The 20859-nt window shown below is 72.4% G+C and carries 17 protein-coding genes and 1 pseudogene; 12 read left to right on the top strand and 6 right to left on the bottom strand.

The features are described from left to right. Positions 1–92: 92 nt before the first annotated feature. Complete coding sequence (locus ABZ471_RS08420) at positions 93–1835, bottom strand: MFS transporter (RefSeq protein WP_359063835.1); 1743 nt, start codon at positions 1833–1835, stop codon at positions 93–95. A gap of 163 nt (positions 1836–1998) precedes the next feature. Here ABZ471_RS08420 and ABZ471_RS08425 point away from each other — a divergent pair, with 163 nt between their 5' ends. The 4 genes from ABZ471_RS08425 (at position 1999) to ABZ471_RS08440 (ending at position 6123) form a co-directional block, all read left to right on the top strand. Beyond that, positions 1999–3210 carry a lipid-transfer protein gene (locus ABZ471_RS08425; protein WP_359063837.1) on the top strand — a complete coding sequence of 404 codons (1212 nt, stop codon included), beginning with the start codon at positions 1999–2001 and terminating at the stop codon, positions 3208–3210. 73 nt (positions 3211–3283) lie between these two features. Continuing rightward, positions 3284–4711 carry an MFS transporter gene (locus ABZ471_RS08430; protein WP_359063839.1) on the top strand — a complete coding sequence of 476 codons (1428 nt, stop codon included), beginning with the start codon at positions 3284–3286 and terminating at the stop codon, positions 4709–4711. Between the two features lie 51 nt (positions 4712–4762). Beyond that, on the top strand, positions 4763–5302 hold the full coding sequence (locus ABZ471_RS08435) for a SigE family RNA polymerase sigma factor (RefSeq protein ID WP_359063841.1): 540 nt from the start codon (positions 4763–4765) through the stop codon (positions 5300–5302). Next, positions 5302–6123: a hypothetical protein gene (locus tag ABZ471_RS08440; RefSeq protein WP_359063843.1), complete on the top strand. Its 822-nt coding sequence runs from the start codon at positions 5302–5304 to the stop codon at positions 6121–6123. The genes ABZ471_RS08435 and ABZ471_RS08440 overlap by 1 nt, the downstream gene beginning before the upstream one ends. A 12-nt stretch (positions 6124–6135) precedes the next feature. Here the strand turns inward: ABZ471_RS08440 and ABZ471_RS08445 are convergent, their stop codons facing one another. Then, the gene (locus tag ABZ471_RS08445) at positions 6136–6747 is read right to left on the bottom strand and encodes a response regulator transcription factor (protein ID WP_359063845.1); all 612 of its coding nucleotides are present in this window, start codon (positions 6745–6747) and stop codon (positions 6136–6138) included. A 223-nt stretch (positions 6748–6970) separates the two neighbouring features. Between ABZ471_RS08445 and ABZ471_RS08450 the strand changes: the two genes are divergently transcribed. Beyond that, complete coding sequence (locus ABZ471_RS08450; RefSeq protein WP_359063847.1) at positions 6971–8533, top strand: alpha-L-arabinofuranosidase B; 1563 nt, start codon at positions 6971–6973, stop codon at positions 8531–8533. Here ABZ471_RS08450 and ABZ471_RS08455 read toward each other — a convergent pair. Beyond that, the gene (locus ABZ471_RS08455; RefSeq protein ID WP_359063849.1) at positions 8511–9788 is read right to left on the bottom strand and encodes a sensor histidine kinase; all 1278 of its coding nucleotides are present in this window, start codon (positions 9786–9788) and stop codon (positions 8511–8513) included. The two genes, ABZ471_RS08450 and ABZ471_RS08455, sit on opposite strands and share 23 nt — an antisense overlap. Positions 9789–10089: 301 nt before the next feature. Here ABZ471_RS08455 and ABZ471_RS08460 point away from each other — a divergent pair, with 301 nt between their 5' ends. From ABZ471_RS08460 to ABZ471_RS08470, 3 genes are read left to right on the top strand one after another with little or no spacing between them, the layout of a single operon-like run. Beyond that, complete coding sequence (locus tag ABZ471_RS08460; RefSeq protein WP_359063851.1) at positions 10090–10965, top strand: MaoC/PaaZ C-terminal domain-containing protein; 876 nt, start codon at positions 10090–10092, stop codon at positions 10963–10965. 35 nt (positions 10966–11000) lie between these two features. After that, entirely contained in the window at positions 11001–12077 is a 1077-nt protein-coding gene (locus tag ABZ471_RS08465; protein ID WP_359063853.1) for a Zn-dependent alcohol dehydrogenase, read from the top strand. Between the two features lie 11 nt (positions 12078–12088). Continuing rightward, positions 12089–13027, top strand: coding sequence for a 3-oxoacyl-ACP reductase (locus tag ABZ471_RS08470; RefSeq protein WP_359063855.1), 939 nt, complete (start codon positions 12089–12091; stop codon positions 13025–13027). Between the two features lie 329 nt (positions 13028–13356). On the opposite strand, the gene ABZ471_RS08475 is transcribed toward ABZ471_RS08470, so the two are convergent. After that, the gene (locus tag ABZ471_RS08475) at positions 13357–14613 is read right to left on the bottom strand and encodes a hypothetical protein (RefSeq protein WP_359063857.1); all 1257 of its coding nucleotides are present in this window, start codon (positions 14611–14613) and stop codon (positions 13357–13359) included. A gap of 187 nt (positions 14614–14800) precedes the next feature. Between ABZ471_RS08475 and ABZ471_RS08480 the strand changes: the two genes are divergently transcribed. From ABZ471_RS08480 to ABZ471_RS08490, 3 genes are read left to right on the top strand one after another with little or no spacing between them, the layout of a single operon-like run. Continuing rightward, positions 14801–15718 carry a Nif3-like dinuclear metal center hexameric protein gene (locus tag ABZ471_RS08480; RefSeq protein ID WP_359063859.1) on the top strand — a complete coding sequence of 306 codons (918 nt, stop codon included), beginning with the start codon at positions 14801–14803 and terminating at the stop codon, positions 15716–15718. Then, positions 15715–16458 (top strand): C4-type zinc ribbon domain-containing protein, encoded by a 744-nt coding sequence (locus ABZ471_RS08485; RefSeq protein WP_359064049.1) that lies wholly within the window; start codon positions 15715–15717, stop codon positions 16456–16458. The genes ABZ471_RS08480 and ABZ471_RS08485 overlap by 4 nt, the downstream gene beginning before the upstream one ends. Before the next feature lie 12 nt (positions 16459–16470). Then, complete coding sequence (locus ABZ471_RS08490; protein WP_359063861.1) at positions 16471–17778, top strand: bifunctional RNase H/acid phosphatase; 1308 nt, start codon at positions 16471–16473, stop codon at positions 17776–17778. Here ABZ471_RS08490 and eda read toward each other — a convergent pair. Next, positions 17750–18412 carry a bifunctional 4-hydroxy-2-oxoglutarate aldolase/2-dehydro-3-deoxy-phosphogluconate aldolase gene (eda, locus tag ABZ471_RS08495; RefSeq protein ID WP_359063863.1) on the bottom strand — a complete coding sequence of 221 codons (663 nt, stop codon included), beginning with the start codon at positions 18410–18412 and terminating at the stop codon, positions 17750–17752. The two genes, ABZ471_RS08490 and eda, sit on opposite strands and share 29 nt — an antisense overlap. A 69-nt stretch (positions 18413–18481) precedes the next feature. Further along, positions 18482–19273 (bottom strand): peroxide stress protein YaaA, encoded by a 792-nt coding sequence (gene yaaA, locus ABZ471_RS08500; RefSeq protein ID WP_359063865.1) that lies wholly within the window; start codon positions 19271–19273, stop codon positions 18482–18484. 73 nt (positions 19274–19346) lie between these two features. Here yaaA and ABZ471_RS08505 point away from each other — a divergent pair. Beyond that, positions 19347–20779 (top strand): annotated as a pseudogene (locus ABZ471_RS08505) (RNB domain-containing ribonuclease). The last annotated feature ends 80 nt before the right edge of the window (positions 20780–20859 follow it).

Genomic DNA, 20859 nt, shown 5'->3' on the forward strand with positions numbered 1-20859 from the left:
CGTGCTCGTCCTGTACGACGTTCTCGGGCGCCCCATGCTGTCGCACCCCCCGCCGCCGAAGCGACAGGGGGTGCGCAGGAGTGGCAGGGCTCTCAGGCGCTGACGGTCTCACCGGGCAGCGACAGGTCCAGCTCGACCGCCCGCTCGTCGCCCGCGTGACTCGCGGACGAGGCCAGCGGTCCGTGCCCGGCGGCCTTCGCGGCCAGGACGTAGGCACCCTCGGCGGGGACCGCGACCGCATAGCTGCCGTCCTCGGCGGAGACGGTCGCGCCCGCCTGGCGGCCCCGGCGGTCGATCAGGGTGACCTTGGCACGGGCGACCGGGGTGCCCTCGGCGTCCAGCACCCGGCCGCGGAAGCCCCGCAGGACCTCCTCGGCGTGCTCGATGGCGGCCTCCTCCTCGCTGCTCGCGCGCAGCTGGGTGTGCTGGGCCGGGCGGGCCGGCTTGGGCAGGAACACCGCGAGCAGCAGGCCCACCGCGACGGCGGCGGTGGCGATCAGGAAGGAGACGCGGAAGCCGTGCATGGTCGGGATCTCGACCCCGCCCACGTTGTTCGCCGTGTTGGCCAGCACCATGCCGATGACGGCGCTCGACACCGACGTACCGATGGAACGCATCAGCGTGTTCAGGCCGTTGGCCGCGCCCGTCTCCGAGGCCGGGACCGCGCCGACGATCAGCGCGGGCAGCGAGGAGTAGGCGAGACCGATGCCGGCGCCGAGGACCACGGAGGTGACGATCGTCTGCCAGGCCGCGTCCATCAGGCCGAGGCCGCCGCCGTAGCCGAGAGCGATGATCAGCAGGCCGGTGATCAGGGTGGTCTTGGGGCCGTAGCGGGCGGACAGGCGGGCGTAGACCGGCGCCGTGAACATCATCGTCAGGCCCAGCGGGGCCACGCACAGGCCCGCGACGACCATGGACTGGCCGAGGCCGTAGCCGGTCGCCTTCGGTAGCTGGAGCAGCTGGGGCAGGACGAGCGAGACGACGTAGAAGCTGACGCCGACCATGATCGAGGCGAGGTTGGTGAGCAGCACCTCGCGACGGGCGGTGGTGCGCAGGTCGACCAGCGGCGCCTGGATGCGCAGCTCGTACAGGCCCCACAGCAGGAGAACGACGAGGGACGCGGCGAACAGGCCGAGTGTCGTACCCGAGGACCAGCCCCAGTCGCTGCCCTTGGTGATGGGCAGCAGGAGCAGCACCAGGCCCGTGGACAGGCCTATCGCGCCGAGCAGGTCGAAGGAGCCCTCGGCGCGCATCGGGGACTCCGGTACGGCGAGGAGGGTGAGGCCGATGGCGAGTACGCCCAGGCCGGCCGCGCCGTAGAACAGGGCGTGCCAGTCGGTGTGCTGGGCCACCAGGGCCGCGGCGGGCAGGGCGAGGCCGCCGCCGACGCCGATCGAGGAGCTCATCAGGGCCATGGCCGAGCCGAGCCGCTCGCGCGGCAGCATGTCCCGCATCAGGCCGATGCCCAGCGGGATGGCGCCCATGGCGAAGCCCTGCAGGGTGCGGCCCGCGATCATCGTGAGCAGCTGGCTGGTGAGCGCGCTGACCAGGGCGCCGACCACCATCACGGCGAGGCTGAGGATCAGCATGCGCCGCTTGCCGTAGAGGTCGCCGAGCCGGCCCATGATCGGGGTGGCCACGGCGCCGGAGAGAAGGGTCGAGGTGAGGACCCAGGTGGCGTTGCTGGGGGCAGTGTCCAGCAGCTGCGGCAGGTCCTTGATGACCGGCACGAGCAGCGTCTGCATCACCGCGACGACGATGCCCGCGAAGGCGAGCACCGGGACCACAGCCGCGCCGGCCCTCCGGTCGGGCTGGTCGGTCGTCGTGTGGGTCATGGGGTAAGGCCTTCCGCGCGAGATAAGTGCCCGGTAAACCTCGTATGCACAGGCAACTATTCCGTTGCTTCGGGCCTCTAATGAATTCTTGACCCTTCCATGGGTTTCTGATCTACCGTCAGACTCTGGTGCCTTGGTGGAACACGTTCTAATTTGGCCCGCCATGAAGGCCTATGTCGCCGGGGTCGGAATGACCCGCTTCGAGAAACCCGAGACCCGTGCATGGCAGTACTGGGACATGGTGCGGGAGGCGGGGAGCGCGGCACTCGCCGACGCCGGGATCGCGTACACGGATGTGGAACAGGTTCCCGTCGGCTACTGCTTCCAGCCCTCGACCGCCGGCCAGCGCGCCGCCTACGAACTCGGCCTGACCGGAGTCCCGGTCTACAACGTCAACAACAACTGCGCGACCGGCGCGACCGCGCTCATGCTGGCCCGGCAGCTGGTCGAGGGCGGGGCCTGCGACTGCGTTCTCGCGCTCGGCTTCGAGAAGATGAAGAAGGGCGCGCTCGGGGGAGGCGCCGGCGGAGGGGCCCGCGGCGGAGCCGCTGATGACTGGAGCGCGACGTCCCCCGTGGCCCGGCACTACGGCGTCATGGCCGCCCGGCACGGCTTCGAGCCGAGCCCGCCGACCGCCCAGATCTTCGGGGACGCCGCCCGCGAGCACATGGAGCGGTACGGCACCACCGAGGCGCAGCTCGCCGCGGTCGCCGCCAAGAACCACCGCCACTCGGCGCACAACCCCTACGCCCAGTTCCGCGACGTGTACGACGTGGCCGACATCCTCGCCGCCCGCATGGTCCACCGGCCGCTGACCAAGCTCCAGTGCTCGCCGACCTCGGACGGAGCGGCGGCGGCCGTGGTGGTGTCGCAGCGGTTCGCCGAGGAGCGCTCCCTGACCGGCCTGGTCGAGATCGCCGGGCAGGCCATGACCACGGACACCGAGGAGTCCTTCGCGTCCGGCTCGTGCATCGACGTCGTCGGACAGCCGATGTCCCGCGAGGCGGCACGCCGGGCGTACGAGCGTGCCGGGCTCGGCATCGAGGACGTGCACGTCGTCGAGCTGCACGACTGCTTCTCGGTCAACGAACTGCTGACGTACGAGGCGCTCGGCATGTGCCCGGTCGGAGAGTCCGGCAAGCTCGTGGAGTCGGGGGCGACGACGTACGGCGGCCGCTGGGTGGTGAACCCTTCGGGCGGGCTGATCTCCAAGGGGCATCCGCTGGGCGCCACCGGCCTCGCCCAGGCCGCCGAACTGGTCTGGCAGCTGCGCGGCGAGGCGGGGGAGCGGCAGGTGCCCGGGGCCGGGGTCGGCCTCGCCCACAACATCGGGCTGGGCGGGGCGGCGGTGGTGACGCTGCTGCGGGCGGTGTAGGTCGTAGGGCCCAGGGGTCCGTGGTCCGAAATGCCGATGCAAGGACCGTAACCGGGTTGAGAGCATGACACCCATGCTCGAAGCCACCGACCTCTCCCACATATCCCGCCGCACCGCGCCCCCGGCCTGGCTGGTGGTCGCGCTGGCCTGCGCCGGGCAGTTCCTGGTCGTGCTCGACGTGTCCGTGGTCAACGTCGCGCTGCCGTCGATGCGCACGGATCTCGGACTGAGCGACTCGGGGCTCCAGTGGGTGGTGAACGCGTACGCCATCGCCTTCGCCGGCTTCATGCTGCTCGGCGGGCGGGCCGGTGACCTGTACGGCCGCAAGCGGATGTTCCTCGTCGGTCTCGGCCTCTTCACGGTGGCCTCGCTGGGCGGCGGTCTGGCCCAGGAGGACTGGCAGCTGCTGCTGGCGCGGGCCGTGCAGGGACTGGGCGCGGCGGTCCTGGCGCCCGCGACGCTCACGCTGGTGACGGCCGCGGTGCCCGAGGGGCAGGCCAGGGCCCGGGCGATCGCGACCTGGACCGCGGTGGGCGCCGGCGGCGGGGCCGCGGGCGGAGTGGTCGGCGGGGTGCTGGTGGACGTGCTGTCCTGGCGCTGGGTGCTGCTGATCAACGTGCCGGTGGGCGCGGTGGTGCTCGCCGGTGCCGTGCTCTGGCTGACGGAGAGCCGCGCCGGGGACCGGCGGCGCCTGGACCTGCCGGGCGCGCTGCTGGTGACGGCCGGCCTCGCGACCCTGGCCTACGGCATCGTGCAGACGGAGGCGGAGGGATGGTCGGCCGCGGCCACCCTGGTCCCGCTGTCCGCCGGACTGGCCCTCATCGGCCTGTTCCTGCTGGTCGAGGCCCGTACGACGGCTCCGCTGATGCCGCTCGGACTGCTGCGGCTGCGCTCGGTGGCGTCGGCGAACACGGCGATGTTCGTCTCCGGCTCGGCGATGTTCTGCATGTGGTACTTCATGACGCTGTACTCCCAGAACGTGCTCGGCTACTCGCCGCTGGAGGCCGGTCTCGCCCTGGTGCCCAGCTCGCTGGCGGTGGTGCTGGGCTCCAAGCTGGCGCCGCGCCTGATGCGGTCGGCCGGGGCGCGCACGGTGGCGGCCCTGGGCACGCTGGTGGCCGCGGTGGGCTTCGGCTGGCAGTCGACGATGAGCGCGCACGAGGGGTACGTCACCGGGATCATGGTCCCGGGGATCCTGATGATGCTCGGCGCGGGCCTGGCCGCGACCCCGCTGGCCTCGCTGGCCACGTCGGGTGCGGCGCCGGGGGATGCCGGACTGGTGTCGGGGCTGGTCAACACCTCGCGCACGATGGGCGGTTCACTCGGGCTCGCCGTCATGTCGACCATCGCCGCGGCAGGCACGGGCAGCGGCGGCGGCGCCGAGGCGCTGACGGACGGCTACGCGCTCGCCTTCCGCACGAGCACCGCGATGCTGCTCGGCGGGGCGGTGCTGATGCTGCTGTGGCTGCCGAGAAGAATTTCTCCGGTTTCCGCGAAGTGAGGCAACGGTCCGGGCGCCCCGTGGACTCCTTCTGACATCTAGGAGGTGCCCATGGGGGATCGGAAGCAGGCCCGGGACGAGGAGTTCCAGAGCTTCCTGGTCGGCCGCTGGCCGCGGCTGATGCGTACGGCGTTTCTCCTCACGGGGGAGCAGCACGCCGCGGAGGACCTGGTCCAGTCGACACTCGAACAGGTCTACGTGGCCTGGCGCAGGGTCGGCTCGGCCGACGACCCGGAGGCGTACGTACGGCGCGTGATGATCAACGCGCACGCGCGCAGGCACAGAAGAAGGCTGAAGGAGTTCCTGGCGCCGAAGGACGACTCGGGCCTGGTGCGCGAGGTGCCCGACACGGGCGACCGCATCGCACAGGCCGACGACCGCAGCGCCCTGCTCAAGGCGCTCGCCCAGCTGCCCGTGCGGCAGCGGGAGGCGGTGGTGCTGCGCTACTGGGAGGACCTGACGGAGACCCAGACGGCGGAGGCGATGGGCTGCTCGGTCGGCACGGTCAAGAGCAACGCGGCCAAGGGGATCGCGAAACTCCGCGCCGTACCGGGGCTGGCGGAGACGGTGACGCAGGGAGGGCGGAAGTGATGAGCGCGGACCGGGAGAACCAGGACATGACACAGACGGACATCGCCTTTCTTCTCGCGCACGCCGCGGACGAGGTCGAGATCGGTGCGGCCCCCGTGCAGGCGGTCATGCGCGGCGGACGCCGGCGCAGGGCGCGGCGCTGGGCGGTGGCGACGGCCACGACGCTGGCCCTGGCCGGATCGACGGCCGGCACGCTGGCGGTGACGGGGCTGCCGGGCGGGGGGCACGGGGAGCGGCAGGCGAACGTGGCGAAGCCGCCGGCCTCGCCGGAGGCGCGGCATGTGTACGAGCCGCAGCGGACCGAGCTGGCACGGGGGACCTACCAGGGCAAGGAGTGGCACGTCAGCGTTCAGGTGTGGGGAGCGCCGCGCAACGAGGCCGAGGCGGACCGGCAGTTCGACGCCATGGCCGAGCTGGGCATCAAGCCGGCGGACGCGCGCAAGCCCGCCGACCTGATCGGCTGGATCTCGTACTTCGCGACCCGGGGCTGGGGCGACGGTCGGCCGCAGCAGGTGATGTTCAACTCGGTCAGGAAGTTCGAGCCTTTCTCGGGCACGGACCTGGAGGCCGCCGCGACCCGCCTGGGATTCGGCGGTGAGAGCTCCGGCCGCCTGGTGATCGGCATGGTCGCCAAGAGCGCCCGGCAGGTCAGCTGTCACTGGAAGGACGGCACGACGGCCGTGGCCGAGCCGGCCGAGGGCTTCTCCGCCCACGACACGGGATCGGCGATCCGCTCGGTGGACGGCTTCCAGGGGGCCAACTGGTTCGTGTGCACGGCACCGGCAGGGACGTCCTATGCGTCGGCGGAGGTGACGAAGTAGGCCGCCGGGAGGTCACAGCCACCCCTGCTGCCGGGCCTCCCGCACCGCCTCCGCCCGGTTCCGGGTCCCCGTCTTGCCGATGGCGGCGGACAGGTAGTTGCGGACCGTCGACTCGGACAGATGCAGTTTCGCGGCGACGTCGGCGACCGTCGCCCCGTCCGCCGACGCGTTCAGCACCTCGCACTCCCGGGCCGTCAGCGGGTTCGGCCCGGCGCTCAGCGCGGCCGCGGCCAGCGCCGGGTCGACCACGGTCTCCCCGGTGAGCACACGCCGGATCGCCTGGGCCAGCTCCTCCACCGGCCCGTCCTTGACGAGGAAGCCGGCCGCTCCGGCCTCCATGGCCCGGCGCAGATAGCCGGGCCGGCCGAAGGTGGTCAGGATCAGTACCCGGCAGTCCGGGGCCTGCTCACGCAGCTCGGCCGCCGCGTCCAGGCCGCTGATGCCAGGGAGTTCGATGTCCAGCAGGGCCACGTCCGGCCGGTGCAGCAGCGCGGCGTCCACGATCGCGTCGCCGGCCGAGACCTGGGCGACCACTTCGATGTCGTGCTCCATGCCGAGCAGGAGGGCCAGGGCGCCGCGCATCATGCCCTGGTCCTCGGCGAGCAGGACCCGGATGTTCTTCACCTCCCAAGCGTAGCCAAGGGCTGCACATTAAAGACTCGTCATTGTTCCGGTCCGCCGGGGTTGACGGTCCTCGGTCACGCGCAAACAATCGCCTCTGCATTTCCGGTAATTGTTCGGAATTTCGACGTCGCATTGGTCCGGTATTTCGATCGAACGATGTTCGGCATATCGACCAACTCGGCCGACCCCCGCACCGCCCTACGAGGAACCGAAGAGGTGCACCGTGCTCCCACGACTCCTGCGCTCCTGTCCACGGCGGCTCACAAGCGCCGCCCTGTCCCTGCTCGCGGCCCTCGCGACCATCGCCGCGCTCGTCGTCGGCGCCCCGCCGGCCGCCGCCGCGAGTTCGCTGCCCTGTGACGTCTACGCCGCCGCGGGCACGCCCTGCGTCGCCGCGCACAGCCTGGTCCGGGCTCTGTACTCGTCGTACAGCGGCTCGCTCTACCAGGTGAAGCGGGCCTCCGACGGCGCCACCGCGAACATCGGCCTGCTGGCCACCGGCGGTTATGCCGACGCGGCCGCCCAGGACTCCTTCTGCTCCGGCACGACCTGCATCATCACCGAGATCTACGACCAGTCGGCACGTCACAACCACCTCACCGTCGAGGGCGCGGGCGGGGCCGGCGCGGCCGATGTCGGGGCGCCGGCGGACGCACTGCCGGTGACCGTCGGCGGGCACCAGGTCTACGGCCTGGAGATCTCCGCCGGCATGGGATACCGGGACAACACCACCTCGGGCGTGGCCGTGAACGGGCAGGCCGAGGGGATGTACATGGTGACCTCCGGCACCCACGTCAACAACCGCTGCTGCTTCGACTACGGCAACGCCGAGACGAACAACCTGGACACCGGCAACGGCCACATGGACGCCATCAACTTCGGCACCGAGTGCTGGTTCTCGCCCTGCTACGGGCAGGGGCCGTGGGTGCAGGCCGACCTGGAGAACGGGCTCTTCCAGTCCGACGCCGGGTACAGCAAGAACACGTCCGACACGGGCACCGGGCCGACGCCGTTCGTGACCGCGCTGCTGAAGAACAACGGGCAGAACCATTTCGCGCTGAAGTACGGAAACGCGCAATCCGGCGGGCTGACGACGACCTATTCCGGGGGCGAGCCGACCGCCGGCGGCTACTCGCCGATGCATCAGGAGGGCGCGATCGTGCTCGGCACCGGCGGTGACAACAGCAACGGCTCCATCGGCTCCTTCTTCGAGGGCGTGATGACCTCCGGCATCCCGACGGACGAGGCCGACGAGGCCGTACAGAGCAACATCGTCTCCGTCGGCTACGGCGGCCCCACCGGCAGCACCGGCACGCTGAGCGCCGGCTCGGAGATCTCGCTGCGCGCGACGACCTCCTGCTGCACCACCGAGTACGTCCGCCACCAGAACAACGCGGCCGTCATCTCCCCGGTGACATCGAGCAGTTCGTCCCTCGACAAGAACGACGCGACCTGGATCGTGCGCCGGGGGCTCGCCGACAGCTCCTGTGTCTCCTTCGAGTCGCGGAACTATCCCGGTGACTTCCTGCGCCACTACGACTTCCGGCTCTCCCGGCAGCCCATGGACGGCACCGGTCAGTTCCGGGCCGACGCCACCTTCTGCCCGCAGACCGGCAAGAGCGGCACCGGCACCTCGTTCGCCTCGTACAACTACCCGACGAGGTACCTGCGCCACTACGACCACAACGTCTACATAGCGAGCAACGGCGGCTCCAACACCTGGGACAGCAGCGCCTCGTGGAGCGCCGACGTGAGCTGGGCGGTCAGCTCGCCCTGGGCGCCGTAGCCACCCCCGAAGCGGTCAGTTCCGCCGGCTCCACCGGGAGTTCGGCGGTGACCGTGAAGCCGCCGCGCGGCGACGGGCCGGCGCTGAGGGAGCCGCCCGCCGCCGCGAGGCGCTCGGTCAGGCCCTTCAGGCCGGTGCCGCCGATGCCCTCCGCCGGGCGCGTGACGGCCTTGCCGCTCCCGTTGTCCGTGACGGTGAGCCTCGCCCGCTCGGTGGTGCTCTCGACGGTGATCTCGCAGCAGGTGGCGTCGCTGTGCCGGACGACGTTGGTGATCGCCTCGCGCACCACCCAGCCGAGCAGTGCCTCGCTCTGCGGGGCCAGCGGCGTCCCGGACTGGCGCACCAACGGCTCCATGCTCGCCGCGGACAGCGCGGAGCGGGCCCGGGTCAGCTCGGTGGCAAGGCTGCCCTCGCGGTAGCCGGTCACCGCCTCGCGGATCTCGGTGAGCGCCTGCCGGCCCACCGACTCGATGTCGCCGATCTGCGTGAGCGCGGCGTCCATGTCGCGCGGGGCCAGCCGCCGGGCCGCCTCCGACTTCACCACGATCACCGACAGGGTGTGGCCGAGCAGGTCGTGCAGATCACGGGAGAAGCGCAGCCGCTCCTTCTCCACCGCCCGCCGGGCCAGCTCCTCCCGGGCGGCACGCAGTTCCCGCACGGCCTCGGACAGGCCGAGGATCGCGGCGGTCACCATGCTCGACAGGAAGGTGGCGTAGCCGATGTTCGACGCATCCCCCCAGCCGTCGCGGACGCCGGAGACCGCTCCCGCGTACACCGAGAGCAGCACACCGGTACGGCCCAGCCAGGGACCGCGCAGGGTGGCGCCGGTCGCGAGGCCCAGCAGCGGGAAGAACATCAGCCAGTTGCCGCCGTACCCGAGACCGAGGCCCGTGGTCAGCAGGCCCATCAGCGCCAGCGCCACCCGGGTGGAGACCGCCTCGCGCCTGGCCCGGTCGAAGGCGCGGAAGGTGACGTAGACGTACAGCGAGTTGAAGGCGAGCAGGCCCAGGCCGCCGATCCACGGGTTCGGGGTCTCGCCCTGGAGCAGGTTGGAGAAGGACCCGAGGCCCATCAGCAGCCAGGGCAGCAGGGCGAAGCCGGTGGGCGGCGGGCCGGGGTGGTCGCCGGCCGGGACATCCCCCTTCTTCCGGGCGGCCTTCTGCTCGGTCCTGAAGCGCTCCATGTCCGCCTGCCATCGGGCCCGCGCCACCCGTGCGGCCTCGATGCGGCGTCTTGCTTCCGCCCACCACGACATCTCTTCGTCCCCCGATCAGATGGTCCCCGCCCGACGGCGGTACGACAGCACAGCGTACGAACCGAACGCGGGCATCGGCAGATGCGGATGTACGGACCCGGGCAGGACAAATGTCACTGGCCCCCTCACGGGCCGGGCGCGTCCCGCCTGACGCGGTGTCAGGAGTCTTCACAACTGTGGAGCGCTGGGCTATACAGGGGGCGCCGGACTGGAACGCGTTCTAGATCCGCCCGTGGACGACCTCGGTGCGGCCGACGGTGCGGACGTCCGCACCGAGGTCTTGAGACCCGTCAGGAGCCCCATGCCCATCGACGCAGCCAAGGCCCTCGCCGCCGAGCCCCGGACCGGTGAGATCACCTGGACCGCCAAGGACGTCCAGCTCTACCACCTCGGCATCGGCGCCGGCGCGAACCCGGACCAGGACAGCCCCGCCACCGACCCCGACGAGCTGCGCTACACCCTGGAGTCCCGGCTGCACGTCCTGCCGAGCTTCGCCACCGTCGCCGGCGCCGGCGCGCCCGCGGTGATCAGCGGCCTGTCCCTGCCCGGCATCGAGGTCGACCTGGCCAAGGTGCTGCACGGCGGGCAGAGCCTGCACATCCACCGGCCCCTGCCGGCCGAGGGCACCGCCACCGCCACCGGCCGCATCGCCGCCGTCCACGACAAGGGCAAGGCGGCCGTCCTCGTCCTACGCACCGAAGTCGCCGACGCCGAGGGGCCGTTGTGGACCGGCGACTCCCAGATCTTCCTGCGCGGCGAGGGCGGCTGGGGCGGCGACCGCGGCCCGAGCGCCCGCCTCGAACCGCCCGCCGGCGAACCCGACCGGACCGTCGAACGGCCGATCCGCCCCGACCAGGCCCTGCTCTACCGCCTCTCCGGTGACCGCAACCCACTGCACGCCGACCCCGAGTTCGCCAAGCTCGCCGGGTTCGACCGGCCCATCCTGCACGGGCTGTGCACCTACGGCATCACGCTCAAGGCGGTCGTGGACACGCTGCTCGGCGGCGATGTGACCCGCGTCCGCTCCTACAGCACGCGGTTCGCCGGCGTGGTGTACCCGGGGGAGACCCTGCGGATCCGGATGTGGCGCACGGACGGACAGGTGCGGGCCGAGGTGAGCGCGGTGCAGCGGGACGATGCGCCCGTCCTCGCCGACACCGTCGTCCAGCACTCCTGACAGCACGCCCGAAACAGTCCGAGGGGAGCCACACCATGCGCGCAGCCGTACTGCACGAGATCGGACAGGAAAAGCTGGAGGTCCTCGACGACATCGAGGCGGTGGGCTTCGGGCCCGGCAGGGTGAGGGTCCGGGTGCGCGCCACCGGGCTGTGCCACTCGGACCTGTCCGCGATGAACGGGGTGCTGCCGCAACCGGCCCCGTTCGTGCCCGGCCACGAGGGCGCGGGCGAGATCCTCGAAGTCGGCGAGAACGTACGGCACCTGAAGCCCGGCGACCGCGTCGTCCTGTGCTGGCTGCCCGCCTGCGGCTTCTGTCCCGCCTGCAAGCGTGGCCAGACCCAGCTGTGCCTGGCCGGGTTCATGAACGCGGGCACCCCCAACTTCAGGCGCCCCGGCGGTGACGTCTTCGGCTTCGCGGGCACCGGCACCTTCGCCGAGGAGGTCGTCGTGGACGCGGGCTGCGCCGTGCCGATCCCGGACGACGTGCCCTTCGACGTCGCCGCCCTCATCGGCTGCGGGGTGACGACCGGACTCGGCGCCGCCCTCAACACCGCCGACGTGGAAGCCGGTTCGTCGGTCGCCGTCATCGGCTGCGGGGGCGTCGGCATCTCCGCGGTGCAGGGGGCGCGGCTGAAGGGCGCCGCCGAGATCGTCGCCGTCGACCCGGTCGCCTCCCGGCGCGAGTCCGCGCTCAGGTTCGGTGCCACGAAGGCCGTTTCACCGGAGGAACTGGCCGACGCCAAGCAGCAGGTCACCGGCGGCGAGGGCTTCGACTACGTCTTCGAGGTCGTCGGCAGGTCCGGCACCGCCCGCACCGCGTACGAGAACACCCGGCGCGGCGGCACCCTCGTCGTGGTCGGGGCGGGCGCCATGGACGACTTCCTCCAGCTCAACATGTTCGAGCTGTTCTTCGACGAGAAGCGGATACTGCCCTCCATGTACGGCGGCGGGGACGTCCTGCGCTCCTACGAGCGCACCATCGCCCTGTGGCGGGCGGGCCGCATCGACCTGGCCGGCCTGATCACCCACCGGGTGCCGCTGGCGGAGATCAACGAGGCACTGGACCAGATGCGTACCGGGACGGCCCTGCGTACGTGCATCGAGATCTGAGGACTCCACGGATGTCACTGCCACTTGAGGGGCTGTCCGCCGTCGTCACGGGCGCCGGGCGCGGCCTCGGCCGGGCCGAGGCCCTCGAACTCGCCCGGCTCGGCGCGGCCGTCGTCGTCAACGACTACGGACAGCCCGGCCGCGACGGCTCCGGCGAGGCGTCGGCCGCCCCCGCCGAGAAGGTCGCCGCCGAGATACGCGAGCAGGGCGGCCGGGCGGTCGCGCACACCGGGGACGTCGCCGACCTGCCGCAGGCACGCGCACTCGTCGGCCTGGCCGTCTCCGAGTTCGGCAAGCTGGACGTCCTCGTCAACAACGCGGGCATCCTGCGCGACCGCATGGTCTTCTCCATGACCGAGGACGAGTGGGACTCGGTGATCCGCGTCCATCTCAAGGGACACTTCAACACCACCCATTTCGCCGCCGCGCACTGGCGGGACCGCTCCAAGGCGGCCGGGGGACCGGTGTACGGGAGGATCGTGAACACCTCCTCGGAGGCGTTCCTGGCCGGCTCCGCCGGACAGCCCAACTACGCGGCGGCGAAGGGCGGAATCGTCGGCCTGACCACCTCCACGGCGCTCGCCCTCGCCAAGTACGGCGTCACGGCCAACGCGATCTGCCCCCGCGCCCGCACCCGGATGACGGAGGACGTCTTCGCGGGCCTGGCCCGGCCCGAGGACCGGCTCGATCCGCTCGCCCCCGAGCATGTCGCCCCGCTCGTCGGCTACCTGGCCTCGCCCGCCGCCGCCCGGGTCAACGGCCAACTGCTCGTCGTCCACGGTGGCATGGTCGCCGTGGTGGACCGGCCGCGGGTACGGGCGAAGTTCGACAGCAAGCAGGAGACGTTCACCTACGACGAACTCGACGCGCTGCTCACCCCGCACTACGCGGACCGGCCGCCGGGGGAGACGTTCGCGGCGGCGGAGGTGCTGGGCCTCAAGCGCGGCTGAACCAAAGGGAAGAAAAGGAAGAGGGGTGCCCGTCGTCCGACGGGCACCCCCTCGTTCTCGCTTTTCCCACTACCGCCAGGAAACCGCCTCGGCGGGCTCCTCGGCCGGCTTGCGGTGACGCCCGCGAGGAGCCGTCTCACCGTCCTGGGCCGCGATCGGGCCCCGGTGCCGGCCGTGCCCTGCCGCCTCCTGAGAGTCGGCAGACAGCGGCCGAGTCGTGCTGATGTCGCTCATCGGAAGAATTCACCCCGTCATACATGATCTCTTACAGCCGGGCGAGTGTAACCGGCACACCACGGGCCGAATCCAGGCGGGCACGCCGACCGGTGCTACTTCGTTACAAGTCGCCCCAGCGGCGCCTGTTGCAGGGGGACGGGACGGGCCATCACAGGTTCCGGAGGATCCGGTTCCGCCGTCTCCCAGTACACCTCGGGCGCCCCGGCAGCCGTGTCGTCCCGGACCGGATCCCCCGGACCGGCGCCCCCCGAACCTCCCGGTCCCCCCAGCCCCATGGCGGCCGTACCGTGCACGGCCCTCGTATCCCCCGGGGCCACCGTTCCCCCGCAGGGTGCCGTCAGCTCCGCCACGCCGCACGGGACCTCCCCCGTGGCGTAGGGCAGCCGCAGCACCCCGTCCCGCGTCCACAACCCGGCCCCGTGCAACCACCCCTCCGGCGCCGGAAGATGGCGCACCAGCCGCTCGGCCGGCCGCCAGATGCCGACCCAGCTGCCGGACGGTCCGTCGATGCGCAGCGCCACCGCACAGTTCTCCGGCATCAGCACCTGCTCCGGCTGGATCGCGAACGGCGTCACCGGGCAGTCCCGGACGCGCAGGCACTCCGGGAAGCGCACCGGCAGCGTGCTGCCCATGACCCCCCAGCCCAATCGTTCCTGCCCCGGGGAGGGTGCGTCCGAGGAGATCAGCAGCAGCCCGCTGTCCGGGTCGGCGAGCAGCAGCCGGTCGTCGCTGTCCGCCGCGATCTGCAGCAGGGGCGAGATCTCGCCACCGCGCTCCAGGTCGACCACGACCGTCTTGGTGCGCCCGCCGAGTTCCCGGTCGAGCGCGAGCATCCGCCCGGTGCGGTCCAGCCAGACCCCGCCCGAGCAGCGCCCGGGGAACTCCGCCAGTCGCTCGGGCCCGAAGGCGCCACCCGCCACCAGCCACACCGCCGTGGCGCGCGGACCGACGGCGAGGCCGAACGCGTCCGCCCCGCCCGGCGCCGGCGGCAGCAGGGTGAACCGGGTGCCCGGTTCCGGGCACTCCACCGCTCCCAGCGGCAGCTCGCCGGTGCCGGGGCCGGTCGGGTACAGCAGCGAGAAGGTGTGCCGCTGATCCACGAACCGGTGGATCAGCACCCGCCCGTCCGCCATCGGCTGCACCCGGGTGCCGGGCTCCTCCGGCTGGTTCCCCGGCAGCGGGACGGCGTACGGCTCCGGGCCGTCCAGCGTCCAGCGCTCCGGGAACCAGGAGCCACCGTCCAGCGCGAGCCGGGCGGCGTACGCGCCGTTCGTCGTGATGGCGCACCCCGTCCCCGGCACACCGTCGTCCTCACCGGTGGAGGGGGGTTCGATCGCACAGGCAGTCATCGTTCGGTCACCTCCAGCGACGAAGCTAGTTTTCGTACGCACAGACGTGGGACCCGCCGAACCCCGCTTCACACGTACGTGTGGCGCAGAAGCGATTCAGCTGAGGAAGTGGGTGCCCCTGTGCAGAGCGGGACCGGGGAAGCGGATGCGGTACAGCCCCGCAGAACAGCCAGGTAGCCTTTTCCCCGTGCCCCGTCTGTCTGAAGTCATCGCCGCGCTGGAGAACCTGTGGCCCGCCGAGCGGGCCGAGTCCTGGGACGCGGTCGGCACGGTCGTGGGCGATCCCGACCAGGGGGTCACCCGGGTCCTGTTCGCCGTCGACCCCGTCCAGGACATCGTCGACGAGGCGGTGAAGCTCGGCGCCGACCTGCTGGTCACCCACCACCCGCTCTATCTGCGCGGGACGACCACGGTCGCGGCCTCCACCTTCAAGGGCCGGGTCGTGCACACGCTCATCAAGAACGACATCGCGCTGCACGTCGCCCACACCAACGCCGACACGGCCGACCCGGGCGTCTCCGACGCACTCGCCGGAGCGCTGGACCTGCGGGTGGTACGACCCCTCGTGCCGGACCCGGCCGACCCCGAGGGCCGCCGGGGCCTGGGCCGCGTGTGCGAACTCGACCACCCGCTGACCGTGCGCGAGCTGGCCGCCCGGGCCGCCGAGCGGCTGCCCGCCACCGCGCAGGGCATCCGGGTGGCCGGCGACCCCGAGGCCGTCGTCCGCACGGTCGCCGTCAGCGGCGGCTCCGGCGACAGCCTCTTCGACCAGGTCCGCGCGGCCGGCGTCGACGCCTTCCTCACCTCCGACCTGCGCCACCACCCGGTGGCAGACTTCACGGCGTCCGTCGCCCACAGTCCTCTCGCGCTGCTCGACGCGGCGCACTGGGCCACCGAGTGGCCCTGGTGCGAGCTGGCTGCAACCCAGCTCGACGAGATCTCCGACCGTCACGGCTGGGACCTGCGCGTCCACGTGTCCAAGACGGTCACCGACCCCTGGACCGCCCACGCGGCGTCCCCCGTCACGGCCCACCCGTCGCCCACCACCACCCTTCCAACGAGCGCTTCGCGCGCCCCTTCCCATACAACGGGAGCCCCCAACTGAACGCCGCGCCCGCCGACCAGATCCGACTCCTCGACGTCCAGGCCCTCGACGTCCGCCTGCAGCAGCTCGCGTACAAGCGGAGGTCCCTGCCCGAGCACGCCGAGATCGAGTCGCTGACCAAGGACCTCACGCAGCTGCGCGACCTGCTCGTCGCCGCGCAGACCGAGGAGAGTGACTGCGCCCGCGAGCAGACCAAGGCCGAGCAGGACGTGGACCAGGTGCGCCAGCGTGCCGCCCGCGACCAGCAGCGCCTGGACTCCGGCGCCGTCACCTCGCCGAAGGACCTGTCCAACCTCCAGCACGAGATCGCCTCCCTCGCCAAGCGCCAGGGCGACCTGGAGGACATCGTCCTGGAGGTCATGGAGCGCCGCGAGGGCGCGCAGGAGCGGGTCGGCGAGCTGACCGAGCGGGTCGCCTCCGGCCAGTCGAAGATCGACGACGCGAGCGGCCGCCGGGACACCGCGTTCGAGGAGATCGACGCCGAGGCCGCCACGGTGACCAAGGAGCGCGAGGTCATCGCCGGCTCCGTCCCCGCGGACCTGCTCAAGCTGTACGACAAGCTGCGCGAGCAGCAGGGCGGCATCGGCGCGGCCAAGCTGTACGCCCGCACCTGCCAGGGCTGCCGCCAGGAGCTGGCGATCACCGAGCTGAACGAGATCCGCGCGGCGGCGCCCGACACCGTGGTCCGCTGCGAGAACTGCCGGCGCATCCTGGTGCGCACGGCCGAGTCGGGCCTGTAGGGAGCGGACGCGGTGCGGGAGTTCATTGTCGAGGCCGACGGCGGGTCACGGGGCAACCCCGGGCCCGCGGGCTACGGGGCCGTGGTGAGCGACGCGGCGACGGGGGAGACCCTGGCCGAGGCGGCCGAGTACATCGGCGTCGCCACGAACAACGTGGCCGAGTACCGGGGCCTGCTGGCCGGCCTGCGCGCCGCGCACGCCCTGGACCCCACCGCCCCGGTGCACGTCCGGATGGACTCCAAGCTGGTCATCGAGCAGATGTCGGGCCGCTGGAAGATCAAGCACCCCGACATGAAGCCCCTCGCGGCCGAGTCGGGCCGGGTCTTCCCGCAGGGCCAGGTCACCTACGAGTGGATCCCGCGCGAACGCAACAAGCACGCCGACCGTCTGGCCAACGAGGCGATGGACGCGGGCGCCAAGGGCGGACAGTGGTCCCCGTCCGGGTCCCGGGCGGCCCTGGACACCCCGCCCGCCGTCCCCGAGCCGTCGGGCCCGCCCGGGGACGCGGCGGCGGGTGCGGCGAAGGTCCGAGCCGCCGTGGCTGCGGGCAGCCGGGCCGCTGAGGCGGCTCCCGTCCCGCAGAAGGCGGCACCTGCCGGCGAGCAGCACCATTCCGCCGCCGGAGCGGAACGCACCGCCACCTCCGGCGAGCAGCGCCCCTCGACCCCGGGCTGGAGCGCCGCCCCCGACCTCGGCGCGCCCGCCACCTTCGTCCTCCTCCGCCACGGCGAAACCCCGCTCACCCCCCAGAAGCGCTTCTCCGGCAGCGGCGGCACGAACCCCTCCCTCTCGGACGTGGGCCGTGAGCAGGCCCGGCGTGTGGGGGAGGCACTCGCGAGGCGCGGCACGATCGAGGCGGTCGTAGCCTCCCCGCTCGCCCGCACCCGGGAGACCGCCGGCATCGTGGCCGCCCGCCTCGGCCTGGGCGTGGAGATCGAAGAGGGCCTGCGGGAGACGGACTTCGGCGCCTGGGAGGGGCTCACCTTCGCCGAGGTCCGCGAGCGCCACCCGGAGGACCTGAACACCTGGCTCGCCGACCCCGAGGCCCACCCCACCGGCGGCGGCGAGAGCTTCGCGGAGACCGCCGTCCGGATCGAGGCGACCCGCAAGGAGCTGGTCGCGGCCTACGCGGGCCGTACGGTCCTGCTGGTCACGCACGTCACCCCGATCAAGACCTTCGTGCGCCTCGCCCTCGGCGCCCCGCCCGAGTCGCTGTTCCGCATGGAGCTGTCCGCCGCCTCCCTGTCGGCGGTGGCGTACTACGCGGACGGCAACGCGAGCGTGCGGCTGTTCAACGAGACGTCCCACCTGCGTCCCTGAGCCCGGCGGCGGCCCGCGCCAGCTCCTCGATCCGGGCCCAGTCCCCGGCGGCCACCGCGTCCGCCGGGAGCATCCAACTTCCGCCCACACAGCCGACGTTGGGCAGCGCGAGATACTCCGGCGCGGTCGCCGGACCGATCCCGCCGGTCGGGCAGAAGCGGGCCTGCGGCAGCGGACCGGCCAACGACCTCAGATAGGCCGTGCCGCCCGCCGCCTGAGCCGGGAAGAACTTCATCTCCCGCACCCCGCGCTCCAGCAGGGTCACGACCTCCGACGTGGTCGACACTCCCGGCAGGAACGGAACCCCGGACGCCCGCATCGCCGTCAGCAGCGCGTCCGTCCATCCCGGGCTGACCAGGAAGCGCGCCCCGGCCGCCACACACTCGGTCACCTGCTCCGACGTGAGGACCGTACCCGCCCCCACCACCGCGTCCGGCACCTCTGCGGTGATCGCGCGGATCGCGTCGAGTGCGGCCGGCGTCCGCAGCGTCACCTCGATCGCGGGCAGTCCGCCGGCCACCAGGGCACGCGCCAGCGGTACGGCGTCGGAGGCGTCGGACACGACCACGACGGGCACGACGGGCGCGAGATCCAGCACGGAGGCAGCCGAAGGGGAGGGCAGCGGTGAGGTCATGCCCTCATCGTGCCCAGCGATGTCAGCATGCGCAAAGCGTGTTGCACATGCTGCAACGCTAGTGCTCCCTCAATGGATCTCCTCCACCAGCACATCCAGCGACCACGGCTTCCCGGCCCGCCCCGGCGCCTGGGCCTCCACCTCGTACCCGAGGTCCCGCAGCGCCTCCACCAGCGCGGCGGGGTCCTTCGGCGCGGTCCCGGCCGACAGCAGGCTCCGTACGATCCGGCCCTTCGTCGCCTTGTTGAAGTGGCTGACGACCTTCCGCGTCGGCGCGTGCAGCACCCGTACCGTCGCGGTCCGCCCCGCGACCTCGCCCTTCGGCTTCCAGGCGGCCGCGTAGGCGGCGGAGCGCAGGTCCAGCACCAGGCCGTCGCCGGCCGCCGCGGGCAGCACCTCGGCCATCGGCGCCCGCCAGTGCCCCGCCAGCGCGCCCAGACCCGGCAGCTTCACACCCATCGAGCAGCGGTAGGAGGGGATGCGGTCCGTGACCCGCACCGCGCCCCACAGCCCCGAGAAGACCAGCAGCGAACGTGCCGCGCGCTTCTTCGCCGCCGCGTCCAGCGAGGCCAGGTCCAGGGCGTCGTAGAGGACACCGGTGTAGATCTCCCCGGCGGGGCGGGCCCCGGCCGTCCGCAGTCCGGCGTTCTTCGCGACCTCGCCGCGCAGCCCCTCGCTCAGCCCGAGCACCTCACGCGCCTTCTCGTTCTGCTCGGGGTCCCCGCCGCACAGCTCGACCAGCTCACCGAGCACGGCCTCCCGCGCGCCGGTCAGACCCGGCAGCGACAGCGACTCCAGCTTCAGCGGGGCGCCACGGCCCGAGGACGCCTTTCCCTCCGAGGGCGGCAGCAGGACAAGCACGGGTACTCCTTCTCTCCGGTTCTGCGCCAGCGTACGGGGTGCTGCGCAGGCACCTTCGCCCTACGCTCGACACATGCCCCGCCGCAGGATCCGCGTGACCGGCGCCCCCAAGGCCCCCTCCGGGCCGCCCTCGCAGCGCTCCGCGCCGGACTCGGCACAGCGGAGGTCTTCCCCGCCGAGGTCCAGGAGGAGGCCGAGCGCTCGGCGAAGGCGCCCGCCCTGCCGTCGTACGACGTCACGGACCTCCCCTTCTTCACCGTCGACCCGCCCGCGTCCACCGACCTCGACCAGGCGATGCACCTGTCCCGGCAGGGGAGCGGCTACCGGGTCCGGTACGCCATCGCCGACGTCGCCGCCTTCGTCGCACCCGGCGGCGCGCTGGACGCCGAGGCGCACAAGCGGGTGAACACCCTCTACTTCCCCGACGAGAAGGTCCCGCTCCATCCCACCGTGCTCAGCGAGGGCGCAGCGAGCCTGCTGCCCGACCGGACCCGGCCGGCCGTGCTGTGGACCCTCGACCTGGACGCGGAGGGCCGTACCGTCGCCGTCGACGTGCGCCGGGCCCTGGTGCGCAGCCGGGCGAAGCTCGACTACGCGGGCGTACAGCGGCAGATCGACGGCGGGACGGCCGAGGAACCGGTCGCGCTGCTGAAGGAGATCGGCCTCGCCCGGGAGCGGCTGGAGGTCGAGCGCGGCGGCATCTCGCTGGGCGTCCCCGAGCAGGAGATCACCGAACGGGACCACACCTACGAGCTGGCCTTCCGCGCCCCGCTGCCCGCCGACGGCTGGAACGCCCAGATCTCCCTGCTCACCGGCATGGCCGCGGCCGGCCTGATGCTGGCCGCCGGCACCGGAATCCTCCGTACCCTCCCGGCCGCGCCCGACGGCGCCGTGGCCCGCCTGCGCCGTACCGCGGTCGCCCTGCACATCGACTGGCCGCACCACGTGTCGTACGCCGCGCTGATCCGCACCCTCGACCCGCACGACACCCACCACGCCGCTTTTCTCCAGGAGTGCACGACCCTGCTGCGCGGCGCGGGCTACACGGTCTTCCGGGACGCGGACCTGCCCGCGATCACCACCCACGCGGCCGTCGCCGCCCCCTACGCCCACTGCACGGCCCCGCTGCGCCGGCTCGCCGACCGCTACGCCGCCGAACTCTGCCTCGCGGCCGCCGCCGGCCAGGCCTCGCCCGCCTGGGTCCTCGCCGCACTCGACGCACTGCCGCAGCAGATGACCGAGGGCAGTCGCCGCGCGGCCGAGGTCGAGCGGGAGTGCGTCGACATCGTGGAGGCCGCTCTCCTCAAGGACCGGGTCGGAGACGTCTTCGACGGCTGCGTGGTGGACCTCTCGGACCGCCAACCGACCGTCGGAACCGTGCAGTTGACGTCCCCGGCCGTGATCGGCCGGATCGAGGGCGAGCACCTCCCGCTCGGCGAACGCCTGCGCGTCCGGCTCACCCGAGCGGATCCGGGGACGGCGAAGATCCTTTTCGCGCCCGCGTGAGGGCCCGTACCAGGCCGTCGGTGTGCCGGAAGGTGTGGCGCTCGTGACGCCGACCGGGATCAGCGCAGACGTTGACGTCG

Origin of the sequence: Streptomyces sp. NPDC005728 (assembly GCF_040630895.1) — a bacterium.
In the GTDB taxonomy this organism is placed as follows: domain Bacteria; phylum Actinomycetota; class Actinomycetes; order Streptomycetales; family Streptomycetaceae; genus Streptomyces.